Origin of the sequence: Saccharopolyspora gloriosae (assembly GCF_022828475.1) — a bacterium.
Lineage (GTDB): Bacteria > Actinomycetota > Actinomycetes > Mycobacteriales > Pseudonocardiaceae > Saccharopolyspora_C > Saccharopolyspora_C gloriosae_A.
This window is the reverse complement of sequence record NZ_CP059557.1, coordinates 2,572,518-2,595,786: the sequence shown is the minus strand read 5'-3', so window position 1 is coordinate 2,595,786 and position 23,269 is coordinate 2,572,518. Positions and strand designations below refer to the sequence as shown.

The window sequence follows — 23,269 nt, the reverse complement described above, 5'->3', positions numbered from 1 at the left end:
CTCCAAGCCGGATCATGACCTTCGTGATCGCGGGTGAGGCCCCGGCGGTGGAAGCGACGGAGGAGGCGTCTCCTGTCAGAGGATTTCCAGCGGTGTCGTTCGGTCCGGTGCCGGGAACTGCGCGTCGAGCTCAACGAGATCGTGCGCTGACAATCGGATCTCCAGCGCCGCGTGGTTCTCCTCGACGTGGCCGTGAGTCGCGGCCTTCGGAATCGCACAGATGCCGTCACCCGCCAGGACCCAGGCCACGGCGATCTGTGCGGGCGTGACTCCATAGCGCTCCGCGACCCGCCCCAACACCGGATCTCCGAGCACTCGGCTCTGCTCGATCGGTGAATACGCCATCACCGGCAACTTTCGTTCCCGGCACCACGGCAGCAGGTCGAACTCGATCCCGCGCCGCGTGAGGTTGTAGAGCACCTGGTTGACCGCGCAGCCGCTGCCGCCTTCCTGCGCCCACAGCTCCCGCATGTCGTCGGAGTCGAAGTTGCTGACCCCGAACTGACCGATCTTGCCGCCGTCACGCAGTTCCTCGAACGCTTCGAGCGTCTCGGCCAACGGCGTTCCGCCACGCCAGTGCAGCAGGTAGAGATCGAGGTGATCGGTCCCCAACCGACGCAGGCTGCGCTCGCACGCCTCGTTCGCGGCCCGCCGACCGGCGTTGCGCGGAGATACCTTGCTGACCAGGAACACCTCGTCACGCCGACCGTCGATCGCCTCGCCGACCACTTCCTCGGCACCGCCACTGCCGTACATTTCGGCGGTGTCGATCAAACCGATGCCGAGGTCGAGTCCGTGCCGCAACGCCGCGATCTCCGCCGTGCGGTCCGAACCGCGCTCGCCCATACCCCAGGTGCCCTGCCCCAACACAGGCAGGTCACCGCCGGACGGCAGTCTCAGGTGCCGCATTCGCTCGCACTCCGTTCCGCGTTGTCGATGAACACGCCGTGCCGGGCGTGAATCCAGTTTAGGGAATGCGCCACTCGGCCACGCGGTAACCACCGCGCCAAGAAACGGTGGCCCTGCGGGCCAGGCCGGTCCGGGACGGCACCAACCGGTCGGTCTACGTGACCAATGGGGTCGCCGTGGGCGGCGAGCGCGCTCAACTCGCCGACCCTGCCTGCTCTCAGCCTGCACGGCGTTGACGATCGGCTCATGACAACCAATTGGACCGGTCCATTTTGTCGGTTAGAGTGCGTCCACACCCACTCGAGCACGAGGGAGACGATGTTGTCCGAACTCCTGATGGCGACATGCTGGACGACAGCCGGGGACGCGGCACCTGACCGTCCAGACCTTCGCAGCCCGATACCGCTGCGCGAGCGAGTCGAGGCCGCCGCCGCAGCCGGGTTCCGCGGATTCGGCCTGAACTCCGCGGACCTGCCGGAGGCCGAACGCGCCTACGGCATGTCCGGCATCAAGTCGATCTTCACCGACAACGGGATCACTCACATCGAGCTGGAGGCGATTCCCGAGTGGTGGTCCGGCAGCCCGGCCGGAACCGAGTCGTACGAAGTTCGCCGGAGGCTGCTCCGCGCCGCCGAGGCGCTGCACGCCCGCCACATCAAGGTGACTCCGGACGACAGCGGTCGGCCATGGAATTTCGGCCGCTGGACAGGAGAATTCGGCCGACTCGCCGCCCAGGCGTCCGACAGCGGCGCCAGGCTCGGAATTGAGTTCATGCCGTGGAGCAACATCAGCAGTGTCGACGAAGCACTTCACTTGGTCGAGGAGGCCGACCATGACGGCGGCGGAGTCGTCATCGATGTTTGGCACACCGAACGGGGCGGGACCGAAGCGGCACGCCTGGCAACGCTGCCCGCCGGGCGGATCATCGGCGTCGAGCTCAACGATGCCGACATCGGCGTCGTTGGCAGCATGTTCGAAGACACCGTGCATCGTCGTCGCTACTGCGGCGAGGGGAGCTTCCAGTTGGTCGACTTCGTCCGAGCGCTGCGCCGGGCGGGCTGGGACGGGCCCTGGGGAATCGAGATCCTGTCGGACGACCACCGCACCACGTCCGCGGCGACCGCGATCCAGCAGGCCCACGACACCGGAGCTCGAGTTCTCGAGGACGCCCTGAACCACGTGTGACCGCGCAACCGAACGACATTCGCGGCGGAGAGGGACGTCGCGCAACCACAGGGAAGCGCCCGCTTCGTCCTCAGGATCGTGGAGATCGTGAGGAGTTTTCCTTTCAGCAGCCGCCGATCGCGGCGGTGGACGAACGGGAGACCAAGGTCGGCGGCACCAACCGGGACGCTACCTGCGCCTCTCGCGAGTCGTCGGCACCGTCGATGCGTTCCAGTAGCAATCGCCCGGCGACCCGCCCTACCTCGTCGATGTGGGCGTCTACCGTGCTCAACGAGAGGCGCCGCAACCGGGAGAACACCGTGTTGTCGTAACCGATCACGGACAGGTCGTCCGGGACACGCAGCCCCAGTTCGTCGGCGGCGGCCAGCGCCCCGACGGCCGACAGGTCGTTGGCGGCGAAAATCGCGGTCGGGCGGTCCGATCCGCCGAGAACCCGCAGCGCGACGCGGTGGCCGGTGGCTTCGGTCCAGTCGCCCGCCACCGTCAGCGCGGCCCCGCCGCCCGCGGACATCGAGGACTCGAACGCTGCGCACCGGATCCGGCCGACGGCCCCCTCTCCGATGATGTGCGCGATCCGCTCGTGCCCCAGGTCGAGGAGGTGCCGGGTGGCCATTCGAGCTCCGGCGTCGTCGTCGTTGGCCACGCCGTCGATGGCGGGCAACCGCGGTTCACGGGTACCGGCGATGACGACTGGCATCGACGACGCCAGTTCACCGATCTGGGAGACGGTGTCGTCGCTGGGGGTTCCCACGAGCAGCAGGCCCTCGACCCGGAGACCTGCCATCGCGGTCACGGCATCGGGTTCGGATTGGCCGTCGGCGAGCAACGGCCGCAGGCCGCGCTGGTGCAGGACTGATCGGAGACCTGCCAAGAGGTCCACGTACCAGGGGTTGGTGAGGTCGTCGAGCACCACGCCCACCGTGCGGGTCCGGCGCTCCGCCAGGCTGCGAGCGGTGGGATCCGGTCGGTATCCCAGTTCCGACATCGCCTTCAGCACGGCTTCGCGCCGGTGCGGGCGAACGTTCGGAGAACCTTGCAGCACAAGGGAAACCAGCGATTTCGAAACGCCCGCGCGTGCGGCGACGGTGCGAATGGTCGGAGCGCCCTCCGGGGCAGGCCTAGACACCGTTGATCACCGCATCCGTTCCATGACCTGAGTGTACGAGCCGCACGATCTTCCGATCGCACGCTTGACGGTCGAGGCGACCGGCGTCACACTTCGGACCGGTCCAACCTATTGGACCGGTCCACAGCCTACTTCTCGTACACCTTCACCGACTGATCCAGCTCGGCTACATGCGCCGTTTCGACCCGGGGTACGCGGCGATGAAGGACGCGCTCGACACCGGCCGGGTGGGCAGCGCGCTGCTGCTGCACTGCTGGCACCGCAACGCCACCGCACTCCCCTGGTTCACCCCGGAGATGCCGCTTCTCAACTCCGCGGTCCACGAGATCGACGTGGCGCGGTGGCTGCTCGGGACCGACATCACTTCCGTCACCGCGCACACCCCGCGCACCTCGCGGCATGCCGCGGCGAACATGCGAGACCCTCGCATGATCGTGCTGGAGACCACCTCGGGAGCAGTGGTCGACATCGAGGTGTTCGTGAACGCCCGTTACGGCTACGACGTCCGATGCGAGCTCGTCGCGGAAGACGGCACTCTGACGCTGAATCCGCCGTCGCCGTTCGGGATTCGTGCGGCGGGAACCGACGCGACTCCGGTCCACGACGACTTCCGGCACCGCTTCGCCGACGCCTACCGCAAGCAGCTGGCGCAGTGGGTCACCTCCGTCCGCGACGGCGCCCCGACCGGCGCGAGCGCCTGGGACGGCTACGCCGCGTCCCTGGCCGCGGAAGCCTGCGTGTCCGCTGCGACCACCGGCCAGGTCGTCCACCTCACCCCCGCCGCCCCTCCACCGCTGTACGCGTCATCAACCACGCCGCTCACCGCTCATCGCGCTGAAAGGACCACACCATGATCATGGATCGAGTCGCCGCCGCCCCGATCTCGTGGGGAGTCTGCGAGGTTCCTGGATGGGGCCACCAGCTCACCCCCGAGCAAGTGCTGCCCGAGATGCGCGCCGAAGGCGTCGTCGCCACGGAGTTCGGCCCCGAGGGCTTCCTGCCCCTCGACCCCGCAGCCAAGGCCGCCACCTTGCGCGAGCACGGCCTGCGGGCGGTGGGCGGCTTCGTACCCGCACTGCTGCACGACCCCGGCCACGACCCGCTGCCGACCATCGACCGCGAGCTCGACGGATACGTCGCCGCGGGTGCGAGCACCCTGGTCCTGGCCGCGGTGTCGGGCCTCGACGGCTACGACGAGCGTCCCGAGCTCGACGACGCGGGCTGGCGAGTGCTGTTCGACAATCTCGACCGGATCACGGCGCGCTCGGCGGAGCGGGACGTGAACGCCGTCCTGCACCCGCACGTCGGGACGATCGTCGAGCGCAAGGACGAAGTCGAGAGGGTCCTCTCCAGCTCTACCGTGCCGTTGTGCCTCGACACCGGGCATCTCCTCATCGGCGGCACGGACCCGGTCGAGCTCGCGAAGGCGGCCCCAGGACGGATCACCCACACCCACCTCAAAGATGTCGACCTCGCCTTCGCCCGGCGAGTGCGGTCCGGCGAGATCGCCTACACCGACGCCGTCCGCGACGGCATGTACCGGCCGCTGGGAGCCGGCGACATCGACATCGCCACGATCATCGACGTGCTGGAGCTGAACGGGTACAGCGGCTGGTACACGATGGAGCAGGACGCCATCCTGACCGCCCCGCCCAACGGTGAGGGCCCCGTCCTCGACGTCCGCGCCAGCATCGCCTACCTCCGCGGCCTCGACCGCGACTGACCACCGCCCGCCGGACCGGCCGCCCTCCGCTCTGTGCGGTGCGGCGACCGGCCGGATCCGGGATCATGGCTCGCAGCAGGAAGAAGGGCAGATGGAGCCGCTCCGCATCGGCACGCTCGGCGCCGCGCGCATCACCGAACACGCGCTGGTCTCACCCGCAGCAGCAACGGGCGACCGGATCGTCGCGATCGCCGCCCGCAACCGGGACCGCGCCGCGGCCTTCGCCCACGAGCACGGAGTGGAGAACGTTCTCGACTCCTACCACGCCGTCGTCAACTCGCCCGAAGTCGAACTCGTCTACAACCCGTTGGCCAACGCCTTCCACGGGCCGTGGAACCTGGCCTCGATCCGGGCGGGCAAGCACGTGCTCAGCGAGAAGCCGTTCGCCTCCAACGCCGCCGAAGCCCGCGAGGTCAAGGATGCCGCGCGTTGCGCGGGCGTCACGGTGCTCGAAGGCTTCCACTACCTGTTCCACCCCGTGATGCGGCGCGCTCACGAGATCCTGGCATCCGGCGAGATCGGCGAACTCACCCACGTGCAAGCCCGCACCTTGATGCCCGCGCCGCCGGACGACGATCCTCGGTGGGATTTCGAACTAGCCGGTGGTTCGGTGATGGATCTGGGCTGCTATGGCCTGCACGCCCACCGGATGCTCGCCCCGTTCGCAGGCGGCGGGCCAGTCCTGACCGATGCCCGAGGCGCTGAACGGGCTGGGCGTCCCGGCGTGGACGAGTGGGTGGAGGCCCACTTCGAGTTCCCCGGTGGCGCGACCGGCTCATCGCTGTCGTCCATGACCCACGACGCCTTCAGCATGACGCTGCGCCTGGTCGGTTCGGCGGGCGAGCTCGTCGTCGCCGACTACGTCCAGCCCCACAAGGACGATCGCGTGCACATCTCCGTCCCGGCCGGATCCAGGGTCGAGCGGCTAGGCAGGCGCTCGTCGTACCTGTTCCAGCTGGAGGCCCTGCGCGACCACCTCCGCAACGGGACCGCCATCCCGATCGGGATCGACGACGCGGTCGAGAACGCCGAACTGGTCGACGACATCTACCGAGCGGCCGGGTTCGAAACCCGCCCGTCCCGCTCACCGACGACCGCCTGACCTCGCCTCAGCGAGGCTGCCCACAGGAGCGCCAGAGCACCGGATACGAATCGACGACGGCCACACCGATCCATACGTCGAATTGGTCATGCTCAAAAGAGGGAGTCCACCCGGAACCGCCCGACATGCGCGCACTGCACATGGTGCTGCCTACCGAAAGCATGCCGTCGGATCGAGCTTCACGACCACGGCACGCCACTGACGGACAGAACTCGGTCATTTTCACGGTTCAGCCCACACCACTTCTTCCAGATCCCCTCTGCCTGGCCACCCTAGAACCGCCTGAACTTGCCAAGCTCGTCCACGGCTTCGCCACCCGAAACAAGCTGCGGAGAGTGCGGCGCAAGGCCGCTGCCGGCCCTCTGACCGCTACGACCACGAACGAGTCCCGCCAGCGGATCAACCGCGCCGCCAACTTCCCGACCTCGCTCGCCGACCGCAAGACCAACTTTTGCACTCAGACCGATCTCGACGCCGGGCCTGTCTGATTAACGTGGATCTGGTCTTGGTCTGACACGTCGAGCAGCGTGCTTGACGGGAAGAATCGATGATCGCCGAGGCGCAGGGGACACGTGCTCAGGCGGGACTGCCACCGAACCGGGCCGGGGGCGCCGAGACCGGTGAGGTGGCCGCGTTCGCCGGTCCGGGAGCAGACCGGGTGGAGACGGATCTCCACCCGGTCTACGGCGGTTGACTCACGACGGCGACCGCCGCGATTCCTAACGTTGAGGCCATCATCCGACGTGCCTCGAGCTTGGAGGTGCGGGTCCGTTGAGCGGCTCCGCCGAAGGCATCCTGATCATCGCCGCAGTAGGTTACGTGCTGATCCGCCGGTTTCTCGGCGAACCGCTGGAGGGCAAGCGCATGCTGCTCCTACCGGCCGTGCTCGCCGGCATAGGCGTGGTGCACCTGATCAAGGCGCCACAGCCCGCGGTCTCGATCGGCTTCCTGATCGCCACAGCCGCGCTCGTCGCGCTGCTCGGCGTGCTTCGCGGGATCAGCGCCCGCGTGTTCGAGCGGGACTGCCTGCTCATGATGCGCTACACCGGCACGACCCTCGTGCTCTGGGTGATCAACCTGGGGGTCGAGGTGGGATCGGAATTCTTGCTGGGACAACTCGATCCGCAGATCGAGCAGTCGGCGAGCAGCATGTTCACCATCGGGATCGGTCTGCTGGCGGAAGGGATTGCGGTGCTGGCCAAGGGCGTGCGCACCGAAGGCCCGATCATGTGGGCGAAGGGCCGCCGCAGCAAACCGGACCGGATGTCCCCGCTGCTGGACTGCTTGCAGCGAGCGGCGCGCACCGACCAGTCACCAATGCGCGATCTCGGGAGCTTCGCGACGCGTGTCGGCGAGCTGCGTAACTCGGCTCGCGCGCAGCAGGACGCCGACGATCCCGCCGCTTCGGCGCGCCGCTACAGCTCCGCATGCCGCTCGGCGATGGCCGGACGCCGCCGGTGAAGAGCCCCGGAGGACGATTCGAGTCGATGACCGCTGTAGATGAAGATCTGGAGCCTGCCGTCGCGGCCGGGCGGCGGCCCAAGCGGTTCACCGACGAGCTGATCCGCCCAGCAGGCATCGCGACCATTTCGGTGATCACACCGGTCCAGCTCGCCGAAGGCCCGCCACCCCACTTCCCCGGGCTCCTCTGGGCCTCGACCGCCGTGGTGATCGCCGCGGCGGTCGCCGCGATGTTCTCCTGGCGCCGTCTCCCCGACCGGGTTCAGGTGGCACTGGTGTCGGTCTTCGTGATCCCGGGCGCGGTGGTGTTCGCGCTGGCATCCGGCACCGCGGGGATGGCTTTCGTGTTCGTCGCCTCCGCGACCGCCGGCGAGAAGTGGGCGTCCCGGCGGGCCGCCGCGGTGGTCACCGGCGCGGGCACGGTGGTCGCGGTGATCGCGACGTGGATCGCCGACTCGGTACTGCACGTGCCCGGCGAAGCGCCCTGGTGGTTGGCGCTGGTGGTGGGCCTGCCGCTGTACGTCGGCATGGCTCGCCGCGAGGGCGCCGCCGCGCAGTTCGCCGCCGAGCTGGCCGCCGAGCAGAGCAAGCGCGCCGCCGCATCCGAGGCGCGAGAAGCGGCGCTGGAGGAGCGCGGCCGGATCGCCAGAGAGATCCACGACGTGCTCGGCCATTCGCTGTCCGGCGTTTCCATGCAGCTGGACTTGGCGGACGCCCTGCACGCCGACGGCCGCAGGGAGGAGGCGAACGAGGCCGTGCGCCGGGCCCGGACGATGGCGGTGTTCGGCCTCGGCGAGACCCGCAGGGCCGTCCACGCGCTGCGCGCGGACACGTTGCCGCTGGTGGAGACCATCACGCGCTTGGCGGAGAGCAACCACGCCGAGCTCGTGGTGCGGGGCGCGGCCGATGACCTGCAGCCCGAACTCGCCCAGGCCGTGGTCCGCACCGCGCAGGAGTCGATCACCAACACGCGTCGGCACGCATCGAGCGCCGAAGTGGAACCGCTGCGCGAGTGCTCCGCCGAGCTCGTCCGGCTCACCGTGACAGATGACGGCGGTTCCGGGGCCGCAGCACCGCACGACCAGCCGGGCAGCGGGACGGGCCTGGTCGGGATGCAAGAACGTGCCAGGCTGCTCGGAGGCACCTTGTACACTGATCCGCGCGCCCGCCCACGGCTGGACGGTGCGAATGGAGCTCCCGCGATGAATCCGATCCGGCTGCTGGTGGTCGATGACCAAGCCGCCGTCCGCGACGCACTCGCCGCCATGCTCGACCTGGACCCCGACATCGCCGTGGTGGGCACCGCGGACGACGGCAGACAGGCCCTCGACGCGGTCGAAGAGCACCGCCCGGAAGTGGTGCTGATGGATCTCCACATGCCGGGCGTGGGCGGGGTCGAGGCCACCGCCGCACTGCACGACTCCCGACCCGGCCTGCCGGTGGTGGTGCTGACCACCTTCGAGGACGACGATTCGATCCTCGCCACGCTCCGGTCCGGTGCCCTCGGCTACCTCACCAAGGACGCCGACCGGGCCACGATCATCCAAGCGGTCCGCAGCGCTCACGCCGGGCATTCGGTCCTCGTCCCGCAAGTCCAATCGCGACTGCTAGAACTCGCGACGCGAAAACCGGCGCCGACACCGGACATCCCGGTGCCGCTGACCGGGCGTGAGCGGGAGGTGCTGGAGCTCATCGGACAGGGCCTGCGCAACGACGAGATCGCCAAGCACCTGCACATCAGCGAAGCGACCGTGAAGACCCACATCAACAACCTGTTCGGAAGGCCGATCTGGATTCCCGGGCGGACGCCGTGCGGCTGGCACTCACCCTCACCTGACGCCTGCCCGCAAACTCCTCTCCGCGATCGCCGGGGTTCCGGGACGACTACCTCGACCTGCTCGTCGAGATCGGTCTCCGCGCGGACGTGACGCGGCCCGCCCAAGTCTGAAGCACGGGACGCCACGCCTTACGGAGGCTTCTTCAGCTGACTATCACATAGATCTGAATATCTGTGCCGCCCCTGAATCCATCCGCATCGGTGGAGCCAGTGATCGTTTCCGACTCAGTCTGGCATTGCTGCTCGATGACGGAGGGGCGGCCGAAATTGCCGCACCCCCTTCGAACGTATGCCGGAGGCATCCATTGGAGACCCAATCGCTTTCGAAGGCGTTGTGCCGGATCAGCATTATCATCCCCGACTGCGTTCTGGCCGGTATTGCCCGGAAGGTCGTATGTCAATTTGCCACCGCTGAGCATCGTTGACACACCACCGCCGAGACCCTCGCATCAGTGGTGGCGATGATCTCGGCAGCTGGGCCATACCTCCTCGCTCGGATACTGGGGCGAGGTGTTTGACATCGACGCTTAGCTACGACTGCACTTCGACACCGCGGTGGCTCACTCTACGGCCCGAAATGAACTGGTCACAGTCGTAGCGAACTCGTCCGCAGCGGAGGTGTGCCTCGTCCGGACAGTCAGAGCGCAAACTAGCGACAAGACCGCGGTCCCGAGCATGTACCACGCAATAGCGGCGTAGCCGCCGGTGCGATCGAGCAGCCACGTGGCGATGATCGGGGCGAGCGCACTGCTAGCAAGTGTTCCCAGGGTGTAGCCGAACGAGATCCCGGAGTAGCGGATCCTGGGCTCGAATGCCTCGGCGAAAAATGCGGCCAGCGGCCCGAACGCTGCAGCGAAGCCGGTGCAAATCAACAGGTAAGCGACCGAGGCCCAAACGAGACTTCCCGTATTCAGCAACCAAAACCAAGGAAACGCGAGAAGTCCCATCGCTATGGTGCCCCCACCGAACACCAGTTTCCGCCCGATGCGATCGGACAGCTCACCGAAGAGCGGGAGCATAATGAAGGTCGAAGCCATTGCACCGAGCACGATCCACAGCATCTCGTTGCGACTGAAGCCCAACTGTTGCGCCCCATAACTCAGCCCAAACACAGTAGTCAAGTAGAACGTAACACCGATCGAAAGGTAAGCGCCGCCAGTGAGCAACACTTCCTTCGGATACTCTCTCAATACCACCGCGATCGGCAGCCGGACTACATCCTTTTCGTGCTTCACCTGGTCAAATTCCGGACTCTCCCCGAGCTTCAGCCGCACGACCAGCCCGGTCACCACGAACACACCGCCGATCAGGAACGGCATCCGCCAACCCCACGCCATAAATGCATCAGGATTCATGGCGCTGAACACGAGGAACACGGCATTGCCGAGCATCAGGCCCGTCGGAACGCCCATCTGTACCCAGCTGCCGTAGTACCCGCGACGCCCAGCCGGCGCGTGCTCCACCGCCATCAATACCGCGCCGCCGTACTCGCCCCCCAATGAGAGTCCTTGGATAAATCGGAGCGATACCAAAATAATCGGCGCTGCCACACCGATCGTATGGTAGCTGGGCAGAATGCCGACTGCGAACGTGGTCACCCCCATAATACTCAGCGTGAGCACGAGCATAGACTTTCTGCCTAGCCGATCGCCGAAATGGCCAAATATCACACCCCCAATAGGCCTAGCAACAAAGGCTGCGGAAAAAGTTGCAAACGACAGCAACGTGCCAATCAGTGCATCGAACTCCGGGAAGAAGAGTTTGTTGAACACAAGTCCGGCTGCCGTGCCGTAGATGAAAAAATCGTACCACTCCACAGTGGTACCCACGGCACTGGCAAAACCTACCTTACCGCTGCGCGAGATCAGGGGCATCGATTTTCCTCAAATTGAACACTGACAATCTCTTTTCGAGACACCAGCCTCTGCACCTCCGGAAGATGCCGGCACCTCCATCTGGAGAGGTCGCACATTCCACGCATTCTTGCAACGGGGCGCAGCCGCAGACGAGGCTAGCTATTTTAGCTCTCGGAACACCGTGGCACCACGAGTATGCACAAGGACGTCCGATTCCTGCGCGGAGAATGTCCGAAACAGTGCGGCCCCAACGCCACAATCGCCCTCCACAGAACACGAGTTACACGTCCGCGGACCATCCGCGGCTTCGCGCGGAAAAGTAACCTCGGAGACAGAGAAGCTTGGGGCCAGAATGAATCCAGGCCGGAACGGTGGCTTCAGGGCTTCTGCGTGATGGTTGACGGCTGATTGTCGACCACCAAGACGTTGCGTACCGAGTTGTCGGCAACCGCCGTTCTTGTAGCGAAACAGGGACTCTGAGTAGACACCGTTGCCACCCGGAATCGGCTCAGTACGTGCTGGGCACCGTTGTCGCAACCATCGACGAACACTGCCGCACCTGTCGACCACGGCTCCAGCAAACCGAGTAAAACCCCCGCTGCCTGGTGACGTGGTACAAGGTTCCAGTGCAGATCGGTCTCTTCGCGGTCGAACTGGTCGAGTCCGAGTACTGACGCATCGAGGTCGAGTTGCGCCTGATCACGAGTTCCGGTCTCATCTAGCATCACCACCTGGGTCTTCTCGTCCGGTGCCGAATCAACAAACTCGTCAGGATCGGCCAGGAACAGCATGGTTTGATAACGCAATGTATCAGGCTGCGGCATCTCTTCGACGAGTATTACGAAACGAACAAAACCGCCTTCACGAAGTGCTACCGCCTCCCTGAGCGCCTCGCGTGCGACGACGACCACCTCAGCGCGAGTGAAATTCACCCAATCAGTCAGCGAATGCCCCGGCGGCACGGTCGAGAACGGAACACCAGCGCGAATTGATCCGGCTGCAACCTCCCACCATTCCGGTATAGGCGCAAGGTGGATAGCAACAGAGTACTCCGAGGTAATCCCGAGTTCTTCCAGGGTCACCGCAAACCGCCGCGAACGGCCCGAAAAATATCCGAAGCTCAAGCGTCGGACACCGTTTTTTCCCGAATAGACCATGGCGGTCCGATCTCGCCACCTGTCGACAGATGATCGAAACTTTGCAGTAATCGACATGATCCACCTCGCAGTTATCGCACACAAGGTGCCCGCCAAGTCGCCGAATATACATTCAGCCGCAGCTACAGAAGCCGCGCCTCATGTGCCTTGGCAATGGCCTCGACCCTGTTGCGTGCATTGAGTTTCTGCATAGCTGTTTGGAGGTAAGTCTTGACCGTGTTGCGAGCTAGAAGGAGGTGCTCGGCAATCTCGGGGTTGCTGTGCCCCATCGCAGCCAGCCGCAGAACGTCATACTCGCGTCTGGTCAGACCTACGTGAAACAGCAACTCAGGTGTGGCCGAGCCGTGTCGGCCGGCCAGCCGCGGATCGATGACACGGACTCCACGTGCTACACGACGAACAGCGGTAGCGAAGTCGACCCCCGTGATGTCCTTGACCAGGCACCCATCCGCGCCGGCATCGAGCAAAACGTCGATTGCACCGTGGTCGGCGAAGGCGGTGAACAACAGAATCTTCGCCTTGGGAACAATTCGCCTCAGCTGCGCCACCAGCTCGGGAGCGGGCATGTCAGGCAACCTCAGATCAAGCAGAACTACCTCGGCCGACACCTCATGTACAAGCCGGATCGCTTCGTGGCCAGTTCTGGCGCTACCTACCACTCTGATAGCGGGATCCTGAGCGGCAAGCAGCTCGACTCCACCACGAATGACCGGATGGTCATCGACCACGAGTACTCGGATCGGTGTCGCGTCAGTCATCAGTCGTCCGCCCGGTTCTCAGCAGCGCACGGCACCCAGGCACGCACAGTCGTGCCACCGTCCTCGTTCTCGATGATGGACACGCCCCCTCCGACCCGTTCCATACGCTGCGCCGCCAGCGCCAAGCCCAGATGTCCGGGCTTGGCCACGTCACCGCCACAACGCCCTCGGCCGTCGTCAGCAATAGCAACAACCAACTGTCCGCCTGCGACCACAACACTCACTACGACCGTGGAGGCCTGCGCGTGCTTCTCGACGTTGACCAGTGCCTCGCGCACGACGCTGCTCAACGCTTCCGACCGCCCGGGCAGCAAAGCTGGAATCTCGGCGAGCGCCATGTACGAAGCAGCTATCCCGGTACGCTCCTGGAAAGCTTCACAATCCTCCTGCAGAGAAACCGCCAGCTGCCGGTCCGGCGGATGCTCGCTCAGGTCGGCCAGCGAGTTCCGCAACAGCGCACTCACCGCCGTAACCTGGCTCGCAACCTCGTCGATGCGGTCCCGGACTCGACTGAGATCTTCCATCGAGCGCAGGCTGCGCAACTCCGCGCCGATACGGAACAACACGGGGCTTACCGAGTCATGCAGGTCGGCCGCCAGCCTGCGCCGTTCAGCGTCCACCGCGACTCCGGTTTGAATCTTCGCCCTTTGTGAGCTGACCATGCTGACCGAGGCCGCCACGGATGCCTCCTCCAGCCTGGCCACGATCTGGTCGCCGAACGATACTTCCTGCCGAACACCAGCGTAGAGCGCGCCGAGCACATCCCCGTCGTAGATCATCGGGACCGCGACCATTGCGCGCAGGCCTTCCTGCGCCACCAAATCATCGAACTCGTGAGTGATCGAATCGGAGGACCGATAGTCGCGCACCCACACCGGCCTGCGCAGCTCGATACTCTTTCCGCCTAGCCCTATCCCTTCCGGCACGACCAGCCTGTGCAATGCCGAGCTCTGTGTGCCATGCCAGCTGCGGTGCACCATGCGACGATCCGCCTCGATCCGTCCTACCAGCGACATGTCGAAATCACCCAGATCCCGGATCCGACGTGCGATCGACTTCATCGCCACCGAGTTCTCCGACAGCACGAGCAACTCCGCATGCTGCAGCGCCAGCTGATCGAGCACGACATCGATGCCGGCGTCTGGTGCACCGTTCATGGCAGTCTCCTCATTGAGCTGCGAACACGATCCCCCCGTCCAACTACAGAGCGGTAGGGCTAAGTACTCCTTGTAAAGACAGCAGGCTCTCGAACAAGAAGTAGTCTCCCCAGACTAGCTCGGCATCGGTCGCAACACCCCTTCTCGGATCGAAGCATCCCGCCGTAAGCATTCCGGAAGTTCGCTGGTCACCGACTCCGGTGGGTGTGACGAACTGGCACAGTGTCGCCACCATGGACGCAGCATGGTCGCGATAATGCGGCCGCGACGGAACCAAGTCGGCGATCCTCAGCAATGCGGCTGCCGCGATCGCGGTCGCCGATGTATCCAGCGGAGCGTCCGGCCCCGCGTCGAAGTCCCACGTCGCGACACGATCAGCGGGCAGGTGCTCGATCCACCAGTCCGCCGCGGTGACGGCAGACTCAGAAAGATCTCCGTCCACCCAGTGCGCGGCTTGAGCGAAACCGAGCATCGCCCAAGCCTGGGCACGTGCCCATGTACTGCCATCGGAAAGGCCCTTGTGGGTGTACCGACGAACCAGCGTGCCGTCCCGGGGGTCGAACTCCGCCGACTGGCACACTGAACCGTCCTCACGCAAGCAGTACTCGACATGCCGACGTGCGTGGTCACGAGCCATATCGGCAAAGCTCTGCCGACCGGTCTCACGGGCCGCCCAGGCCAGCAGTGCCACGGTGCCTGGAACCGCATCAATGTTCGCAGCGCCGGAGCCGACGGCATCGGCCTCCTCCGCTTGAAGCCCCAGCGGGATCAACCCGGCGTTGTGGTTGAAACTGGCAGCCAGCCCTTCGGCGCCCGCCAACGCCACCTCGCGCGCACGGTCGCTCTTACCGACCAGGTGCGCAACGCCTGCTCCGAAGAAGAACAGAAACCCCCGAAATGCGGTATCCGAGGTGGCTCGTTCCTTAAGCCGCGTGGCGGCTTCTTCGGCGTCGCCCATGAGTTTCTGATCACCACTCTGCACGGCAGCCAGGGCAAGGAGACCGCCCCAGAATCCTCCGGTCCAGAATCCGTCCGAAGTGGTCGTCCACTGTCCGGTTCTGGTATCGGCGTAGTGCGGAAAACCGATGGCGAGTTCAGCTTGGGTACCACGGATACGGGACAGCATGTTCGTCATGGTCAGGTCATGCATAGTGCTACCCCTCATGGTGCGATCCCTTCAGCATGCTCCGGCTTCCTCATATACCGCGAGAAAGGGTTTTCCTGCGCCTGCCTCACACTACCGAAAGAGCGTGTCAATTTTTCTTGATCATCAAGGCTTTCCGCTATTTGGGCGACGCTCGGAAACGCGTTAGTCAGTGTCACGGCACGGCCCCGCTCGCACGCAGCTCGGCGATCTCCACATCGGTGAATCCCGACTCTTGCAGCACCGACTCGGTGTGCTCACCCAAGCCAGGTACTCCGCGCCGCACGGTCGCCGGAGTGCGTGAAAGCTTGACCAGGTTGCCGAGAATTCGGGCGGACCGGTCTCCGCCGGTTTCCACTTCGGTGATGATGCCGTTCTCCAGCACTTGAGGGTGCTGGAGTGCCTCGCGCAGAGTCAGCAGTGGCGCGGACAACAGGTCGACCGAGTCGAACCGCTGGATGGTTTCCGCTGTAGTCATCGCCTCTACGGTTCCCCGCAGAATCTCGTTGGCCTTCTCCTTGTTGCGAGCCTGCAGATCTACGGTGGCAAACTCTGGCCGACGGCTCAAGTCATCCACACCGAGCGCCTTGCACACGAGGTGCAAGGCGTTGTCCCGGAACAGGCCCAGCACAGTGACCATGCCATCTCGGGTCTCGAAAATGCCACTGTACCAGTCAGTTACCCAATTCGTTTCCCGCTCGTACATCAGAAGCGACGCGCTCTCCAATGTCTGCAGCGCCAAGGCAGTGTCCAGCAAGTTGACGCTGACCTTCTGTCCGAGTCCGGATCGCTCGCGCTCGTACAACGCCGCGAGTATGCCCTGCGCCAGGGCCATGCCGGAGGCGTAGTCGACAGTCGGAACGGGCATGAGGTGTGCGCGCAGGGTGGAGTCGCCGACTGTACGGGCCATGCCGCTCAGCGACTGCGCCAACATGTCCTGGCCCGCCTTGTGCGCATACGGTCCGCTCTCACCAAACCCGGTCGCAGAAGCGTAAACCAGTCGGGGGTACTTGTCAGCCAACTCCTCGTAGGACAGTCCCAGGCGACGTACCGCCGAGGGACGATAGCTGTGCAGCAGCACGTCCGCCTGTTCCAGCAGACGATGAAGGGTGGCCATTCCCTCACGGGTCTTGAGATTGAGTGAGACGCTCCGCTTGTTCCGGTTCACCCCAACAAAATAGGAGGACGGCTCTCCTGCCTCGATTGCCGCGCGGTCGAGAGTGCGTGTGATGTCGCCGTTGATCCCGCGCTCAATCTTGATAACTTCGGCTCCGAAGTCACCGAGCACCTGAGCCGCGATCGGACCCTGCAGAACCTCGCCCAGGTCGAGGACCCGCACGCCTTCCAATGCTCGTTTCATGACCGCCCCTGCCGAGCGTAAACGTCCTTCGCGATGACCAGCCGTTGGATCTGATTGGTTCCTTCGTAGATCTGGGTGATCTTGACATCTCGCATCATGCGCTCCACTGGGTATTCACGGGTGAAGCCGTATCCACCGTACAACTGGACCGCATCCGTGGTCACCGCCATGGCGTTGTCACTGCAGAGCAGCTTCGCCATCGAAATCCGAGCCCGGGCACGCGGATCCCCCGCTACGATCAGCGCAACCGCCTCGTATAGCAGTGCCCGAGCGGAGGAAACCTTCACGGCGAGGTCAGCGACCATTCCACGCAGCATTTGGAAACGGGACAGCGACTGACCAAACTGTTCACGATCGCTGGTGTAAGCGACAGCGGCGTTGAACGCGCCCTGTGCGATACCCAGAGCCTGGGCTGCAATCAACGCACGGCTGACGTTCAACTCGCCGTTGATGTACTTATACCCCTGCATCGGGTCAGCCACCACCCGTACGGCGGGGATCAGGCAGTCGTCCAGGATCACGTCCGCTGTCGGACTGCCACGCATTCCCATCTTCTTCTCGTGCGGCCCGAACGACACGCCAACATCGTCGCGGTGGACCATGAACACACCGAATTCATTCTCACCGGAGCGGGCAAGGACTGCGTACCACTCGGCCCACGGAGCATTGCTGATGAAACGCTTCTGGCCGCTCAGAACCCAGTCGCCGCCTTGGCGCGTCGCGGTAGTCCTGATTCCGGACAGGTCGGACCCAACGGTGGGCTCGGTCATGCACCACGCGGCCCCCGCCTGACCGGCGGCCACCTTCGGTACAACCAACGACTTCAGCTCGTCCGAGCCATGGCTGACCACGGTGGAAGTTCCGGCCCAATTCACCAACAACACCAGTGCTGAACTACCGCAGGCCGCGGCCACTTCCTCTACAGCAATCACTTGCGACAGAAGATCTGCCCCGGAGCCACCCAACTTCTCATCGTAGGGCAACCCCGGAAGGTCCGCCGCACGCAGAGCGGCCCATGCTTCCTCGGGGAAGCGTTCCTTCTCGTCCACGTCGGCGGCATAGGGTGCGATCTTGTCGGCTGCAAGGCTTCGCACGCTTGCGCGGAAATCATCGTACTCTGTTCCCATTATCCTCTTCCTCGTGTAGTCGGTTCACAGCAGCGGTGGCCAGCACAGACCAGTGACGGCCGCGCGGTCACGAGGCCCGGCAGCCTTGGCTGCGTCGGCGGATGAAAACCCGAATCTGGCCAGCACCCGCTCGGTAGCGTCGGCGGTCTCGGTGGGGCCAGCCTCAGCGGGAGTCCTGGAATAGACCGGCACCGCAGGAACAGCGCTCAGCCGGAAGTTGTCGTAGCGAGCGGCGATCTGGGGAGAATCGCCCAACTCATCGGGATCCAATACCGGCGTGACACAGGCGTCGATGTCCTTAAAGTGCTCAACCCATTCTGCCATCGGACGCTGCCGGAACGCCTCAGTCAGATCCTTCTCGATAGTGTCGAAGTTCGTTGGGTCCAAGTGATCTGGCACGTCGCCATCCAGATCCAATGATCGCCACAGGTTCTTGAAAAAGGCGTACTCCAACGCTCCCACCGCCACATAACGGCCGTCAGAACAAGAATAGCATCGGTAAGCTGGCATGGTCCCGGTCAGCACACCTTCGCCTCGCCGGGGCAATGTGGGGAATCCCCAGTCCATGAAGTTCATGCCCATCATGGACAGCACGCCATCGACCATCGCAACATCTAGATACTGACCGACTCCGGACCGTTCACGTTCGTACAGCGCGCTCACCACTCCGAACGCAGCAAGAAGACCACCGCCGGCGAAATCGGCGACCAGGTTCAGCGGCGGTACTGGCGGGCCCTCCGGCGGCCCGAACGTACCCAGTGCACCGCCGACAGCGAGATAGTTGATATCATGCCCGGAGCGCTGAGCCAAAGGGCCTGTCTGCCCATACCCGGTAAGGCTGCAATAAACCAAGCGCGGATTGATCGTATTGAGCTCGTCGTACCCCGCTCCGAGCCGATCAGCCACCCCAGGTCGAAATCCTTCGACGAACACATCACACTCGGCGACCAACCGGTGCAGCGCTTCGCGCCCTTCCCCAGATTTCAGATCGAGCGTGATGAATTCCTTGCCACGGGACAGTGCAGGAACCGGCAAACCCGAGCGGCCACCGCCGACAACAATCACTTCAGCGCCTAGATCGGCAAGAAGCATGCTGCCGTAGGGCCCAGGTGCTAGGCGAGTCAAATCGAGGACCCGGACTCCACTCAATGGCCCGGTCATCGCGTACCTACTGTGGTCTCGGGACGGAGTCCAAAGGCGATCAACACGTTCCTCCTCCTTGAGGTAGCGGACTTACCGCACTACCGCCATACTCGTCCGCGAAGGTCACGGCCCGGTACCTCCAGCTGGAGGTAGAAGTTCTCCGGCTGAAAAGCTGGAGATCGCAGCAAGATCCCCTCAGGGACTACGAGACGCAACGAAAACCACTATTGCGAGACAGGCCAGCCGCCGTTTCAAGCCGAGCATGACTACATTACCGAACTGGAACCGATCCGTTACTTCAACAATTTTTCACCAACGCGCGCAGATACCTACGTATTTCCCAGCGGCGACAAAATTAGGATCTGCGGGGCGAATGGTCGCCGCCAGCTTTTTAGACATCCTAAACCCCTACACTCCCTGACGTCGGACCCTGGGTTATTTCGTCGAGCAGCGCATTTCCAAACTTGCCGTCAAGCTTCGACGGAGATACTCGCACCATTTGGAAAAATCTCGATTGAATAAGACCAAGCATCCGCTCCACCCAGCCAGAAAAAGCCCATATCTGGTGGGCGACCAGGACCTCACGGGACGAGAATCGGACGCCCGACCGCCGAGCTCCGCAGATGCTCGATCGCCTCGTTCGCCTCTTCGAGAGGGAAAGAGCGATCCAAAAGCTTGTCGAGGGGGATCCGGCCTGCGCGGTAGAGCCGCAGAATCTCGGGGAGCTGAAGAGGGGTATTAGATGAACCGTAAAGCGCGCCGACCAATCGTCGGTCGCCCTGCACGAGCGGGTTAATTGGGACCGAGAGTTCCTGACCCAATGCCCCGAGGCCCATGACGATCTCAGTCCCACCTGCACGAAGTGCATCGAATCCAGCGCGGATCGTCACTTGCCGGCCAATCGCCTCAAGCACGTAGTGCGCACCGCCTCCCGTGATATCCATTACTCGGGTCGTAAAATCCTCACTCGAGGAGTCGATGGTGTGAGTCGCCCCCAGTTCACGGGCCTTCTCAAGCCGCGTCGGAACGAGGTCCGCGACGATGATCTGGGCGGCTCCAACGAGCTCGGCGGCGATGACCGCAGACAGGCCGACCCCTCCGGCGCCGATAATGGCGATGCTCTTACCCGCGGCATCAGGAATGCGGTTGAGCACGGTCCCCATGCCAGTGACCACCGCGCACCCGACGATCGCGGCGATCTTTGACGGGATGTCTTCGTCAACCTTGAGCAGCGATTCCTGGGACACCACAGCTTGCTCAGCGAAGCAGGAGTCGCCCATCAAATGGTGGTATCGCTGACCGTTCTTGCTGAGGCGGGTGCCCCCGCGGAGCAACTCATTAAACTTGCCGTGCACACCGCCGAGTGTGCATTGCGCAGGGTGCCCGGAAAGGCAGAACTCGCATTCGCCGCAGCGGGGCCGCCACGTGAACACGACCTTGTCACCGACGCCACAGCAGGTGACGCCTTCGCCAACCTCCTCGACGATGCCAGCACCCTCATGGCCAAGCACGATCGGTGTGCGGGCCGGGAGTGCGCCCGTTAGGTAGTGCACATCACTGTGGCACACGCCGGCTGCTTCGACCCGCACGCGAACCTCGCCCGGTCCGGGGCTGTCAAGCTCGAGGTCCTCGAGCACCATCGGTGCATCGCTTGCGTACATGACCATCGCCTTCACGCGGGCCACCCTTCCAGTCCGACTGGACACACCGTTGTGGGCCAGTTGCGTTGCATCGCCCCAATGCGGGCAGGTCAGCAGACGCTAAGAGCATGCCGCGGTGTCGCCCATAGACTGATCCGTTCAGCGGAACATCACAGGTTGTTGAAGACCGCGTTCGAGCGGATGCGCCGGTTGAGTCCCAGGGCGGCGGTCTTGACCGCAGGTGCGAACTGGCTCATGTCAATCTGGCCTGCGCGCCCGGTGACGGAGATAGCCGCGATCGGTGAACCGTCAGGTCGGAGAATAGCGCCTGCGGCGCACGTGATCCCGACATTCGATTCCTCGTCCTCGTAGGCGATGCCCTCTACTCGCACACGCGCGAGATGCCGACGCAACAGTGCAGGATCCGTAATGGTGCGAGGTCCGAGTGGGGCCATGTCGATAGCCAGCGCCTGTTCGACGGCTTCCTCTGCCGAATGGGCCAACACAGCCTTGCCCCCTGCCGTCGCGTACGCCGCAACCCGTCCGCCAACGCGCGAGCGCATGTCGAGCTGCGTGCCGCGTCCCTGAAGGATCTCGACATAAACCTGGTCAGTGGCCTTGAGCACGCTCAGCTGCACCGTAAGCCCAGTCGCCTGACGTAGATCCGCCATCGCACCGAGCGCGAACCGACGCAGCTCCTTGGAACGCTGAGCCAGCTCACCAAGTTCGAAGAGACGTATGCCTACCCGCACGCCCTGATCCGCGCGCTCAAGGAAGTCCTCGTCGATCAGATCAGCAACGATGCGGGACGTGACCGATTTGGCCAAGCCTGAGCGCCGGGCGATCTCAGACACGCGCAACACAGGCTGCTCCGCGGTGAAGGCCCCGAGCACGTCGGCGACACGCGCGATCATGCCTGTTCTCATGTTCCGCTCATCGGATCGCATCTGGCGATCGTATGCCACATGCTGGTTTGAATGGGAGCCGTCACGCGGTTAGAGGACCGCGTGCGGAAACGATGGAGCGCTCAATGACTGAGGACGATCTACCCGACGCCCCCGTTACGACGGCGTGCGAAGCAGTAGCGGCGGTAGCCGAGGCTTCAAGGCAGTGGGCTGCGGTGACCTACTCAGGCCGCGCACGCGTCATCCATGCGATCGCGAACGCGCTCGACACGGCGGCAGCAGATCTGATCGCGACCGCGCAAGAGGAGACAAACCTCCCTGAAGCGCGCTTGGTCGGCGAGCTCAAGCGCACGACCTTCCAGCTGCGACTTTTCGCCGATGTTGTCGCGGACGGAACATTCCTCGACGCACGGATCGACCGTCCAGACGCCAAATGGCCGATGGGGGCACCCCGACCCGACCTGCGGCGGATGCTGATGCCGATCGGCCCGGTTCTCGTGTTCGCTGCGAGCAACTTTCCGTTCGCGTTCTCCGTCGCAGGCGGTGACACAGCTGCAGCGCTGGCCGCCGGCAACGCGGTGCTCGTCAAAGCACACTCTGGCCATCCACGCCTCTCGAACGCGACAGCGGCCGTCGTCCGAGCAGCAGGGCGGGCTGCGGGCGCACCAGAGAACCTGCTCCGCGTGATCCACGAAACCGAGAATGGCGTCACAGCACTCAAGGATCCAAGAATCAGAGCGGCTTCGTTCACAGGTTCGATCCGTGGCGGGAGAGCACTCTACGACATCGCCAACGCACGCCCCGAGCCGATCCCGTTCTACGGTGAACTCGGCAGCGTGAATCCAGTATTCGTAGCGCCGACTGCTGCATCCCGCCGTGCCTCGGAGATTGTCGATGGCTTTCTCGGCTCGATCACGGGAAGCCGCGGACAACTCTGCACCAAACCTGGTCTCCTACTTGTCCCATCCGCGTCGTCCATGCTGGCGATGCTGCGCGACGCAGACGTGCCCAACCCCACTCCGATGCTCAACGACCGTATCCAGAAGGGTTTTGAGGCTGACTTGGCGGCGCTGGCGACGCACAGCGGGGTGAGCACATTGCTCGAAAACGCCAACAACATCGCCACTTCGCCAAGAACGACACTCCTCCACACCACTCTCGACCAAGTGCTAGCCGCCCCGGAAGCGCTCATAACAGAGGTATTCGGACCGGCAGGGCTGATCGTGACGTACTCGGACCCGGCCGAGGTGCGCGAATTCGCGCGCATTTTGGCCGGACAACTCACTGCCACTATCATTGCAGAGTCGGACGCCGCGAGCGACATTACTCTTGCCCAGGACCTTCTTCCGATCCTCACAGAAAAGGCCGGTCGCCTTCTGTGGAACCAGTGGCCCACCGGGGTCTCGGTGACCTACGCACAGCAGCATGGCGGACCATATCCTGCGACAACCGCACCCACGACGACATCTGTGGGAACCGCGTCCATCACCCGGTTCCTACGGCCCGTTGCCTTTCAGAACTTCCCGTCCACGTTCTTGCCGGATGCGTTGAATGATGGGAACCCGCTGGGCATCCCCCAAATCATCGACGGCTGATCGCAAAGCTGCACCCTCGCGGAGATCACGCCCACACGTTATAACCGACGCGTAACGACTACTTTACGCCTTTGGAAATACTCT

21 protein-coding genes are annotated in these 23,269 nt (G+C 64.2%); 9 read left to right on the top strand and 12 right to left on the bottom strand.

The window, feature by feature from the left end; genetic code table 11:
* Positions 1 to 75 precede the first annotated feature (75 nt).
* Positions 76 to 909 (bottom strand): aldo/keto reductase, encoded by an 834-nt coding sequence (locus H2Q94_RS11075; protein WP_243794443.1) that lies wholly within the window; start codon positions 907 to 909, stop codon positions 76 to 78.
* Positions 910 to 1,155: 246 nt separating this feature from the next.
* Here H2Q94_RS11075 and H2Q94_RS11070 point away from each other — a divergent pair, with 246 nt between their 5' ends.
* Positions 1,156 to 2,094 carry a sugar phosphate isomerase/epimerase family protein gene (locus tag H2Q94_RS11070; protein WP_243794441.1) on the top strand — a complete coding sequence of 313 codons (939 nt, stop codon included), beginning with the start codon at positions 1,156 to 1,158 and terminating at the stop codon, positions 2,092 to 2,094.
* Positions 2,095 to 2,197: 103 nt separating this feature from the next.
* Here the strand turns inward: H2Q94_RS11070 and H2Q94_RS11065 are convergent, their stop codons facing one another.
* Positions 2,198 to 3,220, bottom strand: coding sequence for a LacI family DNA-binding transcriptional regulator (locus H2Q94_RS11065; protein ID WP_258718683.1), 1,023 nt, complete (start codon positions 3,218 to 3,220; stop codon positions 2,198 to 2,200).
* Positions 3,221 to 3,390: 170 nt separating this feature from the next.
* On the opposite strand from H2Q94_RS11065, the gene H2Q94_RS11060 reads away from it, so the two are divergent.
* From H2Q94_RS11060 to H2Q94_RS30640, 7 genes are all read left to right on the top strand, one after another.
* Positions 3,391 to 4,074 carry a Gfo/Idh/MocA family protein gene (locus tag H2Q94_RS11060; protein ID WP_243794437.1) on the top strand — a complete coding sequence of 228 codons (684 nt, stop codon included), beginning with the start codon at positions 3,391 to 3,393 and terminating at the stop codon, positions 4,072 to 4,074.
* A complete protein-coding gene (locus H2Q94_RS11055) occupies positions 4,071 to 4,943 on the top strand; it encodes a sugar phosphate isomerase/epimerase family protein (RefSeq protein WP_243794436.1) in 873 nt (290 codons plus the stop codon). The genes H2Q94_RS11060 and H2Q94_RS11055 overlap by 4 nt, the downstream gene beginning before the upstream one ends.
* 91 nt (positions 4,944 to 5,034) lie before the next feature.
* Entirely contained in the window at positions 5,035 to 6,045 is a 1,011-nt protein-coding gene (locus H2Q94_RS11050) for a Gfo/Idh/MocA family protein (RefSeq protein ID WP_243794435.1), read from the top strand.
* 125 nt (positions 6,046 to 6,170) lie between these two features.
* Positions 6,171 to 6,533, top strand: coding sequence for a hypothetical protein (locus H2Q94_RS11045; RefSeq protein WP_243794434.1), 363 nt, complete (start codon positions 6,171 to 6,173; stop codon positions 6,531 to 6,533).
* A gap of 59 nt (positions 6,534 to 6,592) precedes the next feature.
* Complete coding sequence (locus H2Q94_RS11040) at positions 6,593 to 6,739, top strand: hypothetical protein (protein WP_243794433.1); 147 nt, start codon at positions 6,593 to 6,595, stop codon at positions 6,737 to 6,739.
* A 77-nt stretch (positions 6,740 to 6,816) separates the two neighbouring features.
* Positions 6,817 to 7,506, top strand: coding sequence for a DUF1453 domain-containing protein (locus H2Q94_RS11035; protein ID WP_243794432.1), 690 nt, complete (start codon positions 6,817 to 6,819; stop codon positions 7,504 to 7,506).
* 26 nt (positions 7,507 to 7,532) lie between these two features.
* Positions 7,533 to 9,434 (top strand): response regulator, encoded by a 1,902-nt coding sequence (locus tag H2Q94_RS30640; protein WP_309501146.1) that lies wholly within the window; start codon positions 7,533 to 7,535, stop codon positions 9,432 to 9,434.
* A 469-nt stretch (positions 9,435 to 9,903) separates the two neighbouring features.
* Here the strand turns inward: H2Q94_RS30640 and H2Q94_RS11020 are convergent, their stop codons facing one another.
* The 10 genes from H2Q94_RS11020 to H2Q94_RS10975 form a co-directional block, all read right to left on the bottom strand.
* Entirely contained in the window at positions 9,904 to 11,217 is a 1,314-nt protein-coding gene (locus H2Q94_RS11020; protein WP_243794430.1) for an MFS transporter, read from the bottom strand.
* A gap of 359 nt (positions 11,218 to 11,576) precedes the next feature.
* Entirely contained in the window at positions 11,577 to 12,413 is an 837-nt protein-coding gene (locus H2Q94_RS11015; protein ID WP_243794429.1) for an AMP-binding protein, read from the bottom strand.
* Between the two features lie 65 nt (positions 12,414 to 12,478).
* Positions 12,479 to 13,114, bottom strand: coding sequence for a response regulator (locus H2Q94_RS11010; protein WP_243794428.1), 636 nt, complete (start codon positions 13,112 to 13,114; stop codon positions 12,479 to 12,481).
* Positions 13,114 to 14,271, bottom strand: coding sequence for a GAF domain-containing sensor histidine kinase (locus H2Q94_RS11005; protein WP_243794427.1), 1,158 nt, complete (start codon positions 14,269 to 14,271; stop codon positions 13,114 to 13,116). The genes H2Q94_RS11010 and H2Q94_RS11005 overlap by 1 nt, the downstream gene beginning before the upstream one ends.
* Positions 14,272 to 14,314: 43 nt before the next feature.
* A complete protein-coding gene (locus tag H2Q94_RS11000) occupies positions 14,315 to 15,406 on the bottom strand; it encodes a glycoside hydrolase family 88 protein (RefSeq protein WP_243794426.1) in 1,092 nt (363 codons plus the stop codon).
* 184 nt (positions 15,407 to 15,590) lie between these two features.
* Positions 15,591 to 16,775 (bottom strand): CaiB/BaiF CoA transferase family protein, encoded by a 1,185-nt coding sequence (locus H2Q94_RS10995; protein WP_243794425.1) that lies wholly within the window; start codon positions 16,773 to 16,775, stop codon positions 15,591 to 15,593.
* Positions 16,772 to 17,902, bottom strand: coding sequence for an acyl-CoA dehydrogenase family protein (locus tag H2Q94_RS10990; protein ID WP_243794423.1), 1,131 nt, complete (start codon positions 17,900 to 17,902; stop codon positions 16,772 to 16,774). The genes H2Q94_RS10995 and H2Q94_RS10990 overlap by 4 nt, the downstream gene beginning before the upstream one ends.
* 24 nt (positions 17,903 to 17,926) lie before the next feature.
* A complete protein-coding gene (locus tag H2Q94_RS10985) occupies positions 17,927 to 19,063 on the bottom strand; it encodes a CaiB/BaiF CoA transferase family protein (protein WP_258718682.1) in 1,137 nt (378 codons plus the stop codon).
* A gap of 563 nt (positions 19,064 to 19,626) precedes the next feature.
* Entirely contained in the window at positions 19,627 to 20,712 is a 1,086-nt protein-coding gene (locus tag H2Q94_RS10980) for a zinc-binding dehydrogenase (RefSeq protein ID WP_243795655.1), read from the bottom strand.
* 143 nt (positions 20,713 to 20,855) lie between these two features.
* Positions 20,856 to 21,632: an IclR family transcriptional regulator gene (locus H2Q94_RS10975; RefSeq protein WP_243794421.1), complete on the bottom strand. Its 777-nt coding sequence runs from the start codon at positions 21,630 to 21,632 to the stop codon at positions 20,856 to 20,858.
* Positions 21,633 to 21,715: 83 nt separating this feature from the next.
* Here H2Q94_RS10975 and H2Q94_RS10970 point away from each other — a divergent pair, with 83 nt between their 5' ends.
* Positions 21,716 to 23,185: an aldehyde dehydrogenase family protein gene (locus H2Q94_RS10970; RefSeq protein ID WP_243794420.1), complete on the top strand. Its 1,470-nt coding sequence runs from the start codon at positions 21,716 to 21,718 to the stop codon at positions 23,183 to 23,185.
* Positions 23,186 to 23,269 lie beyond the last annotated feature (84 nt).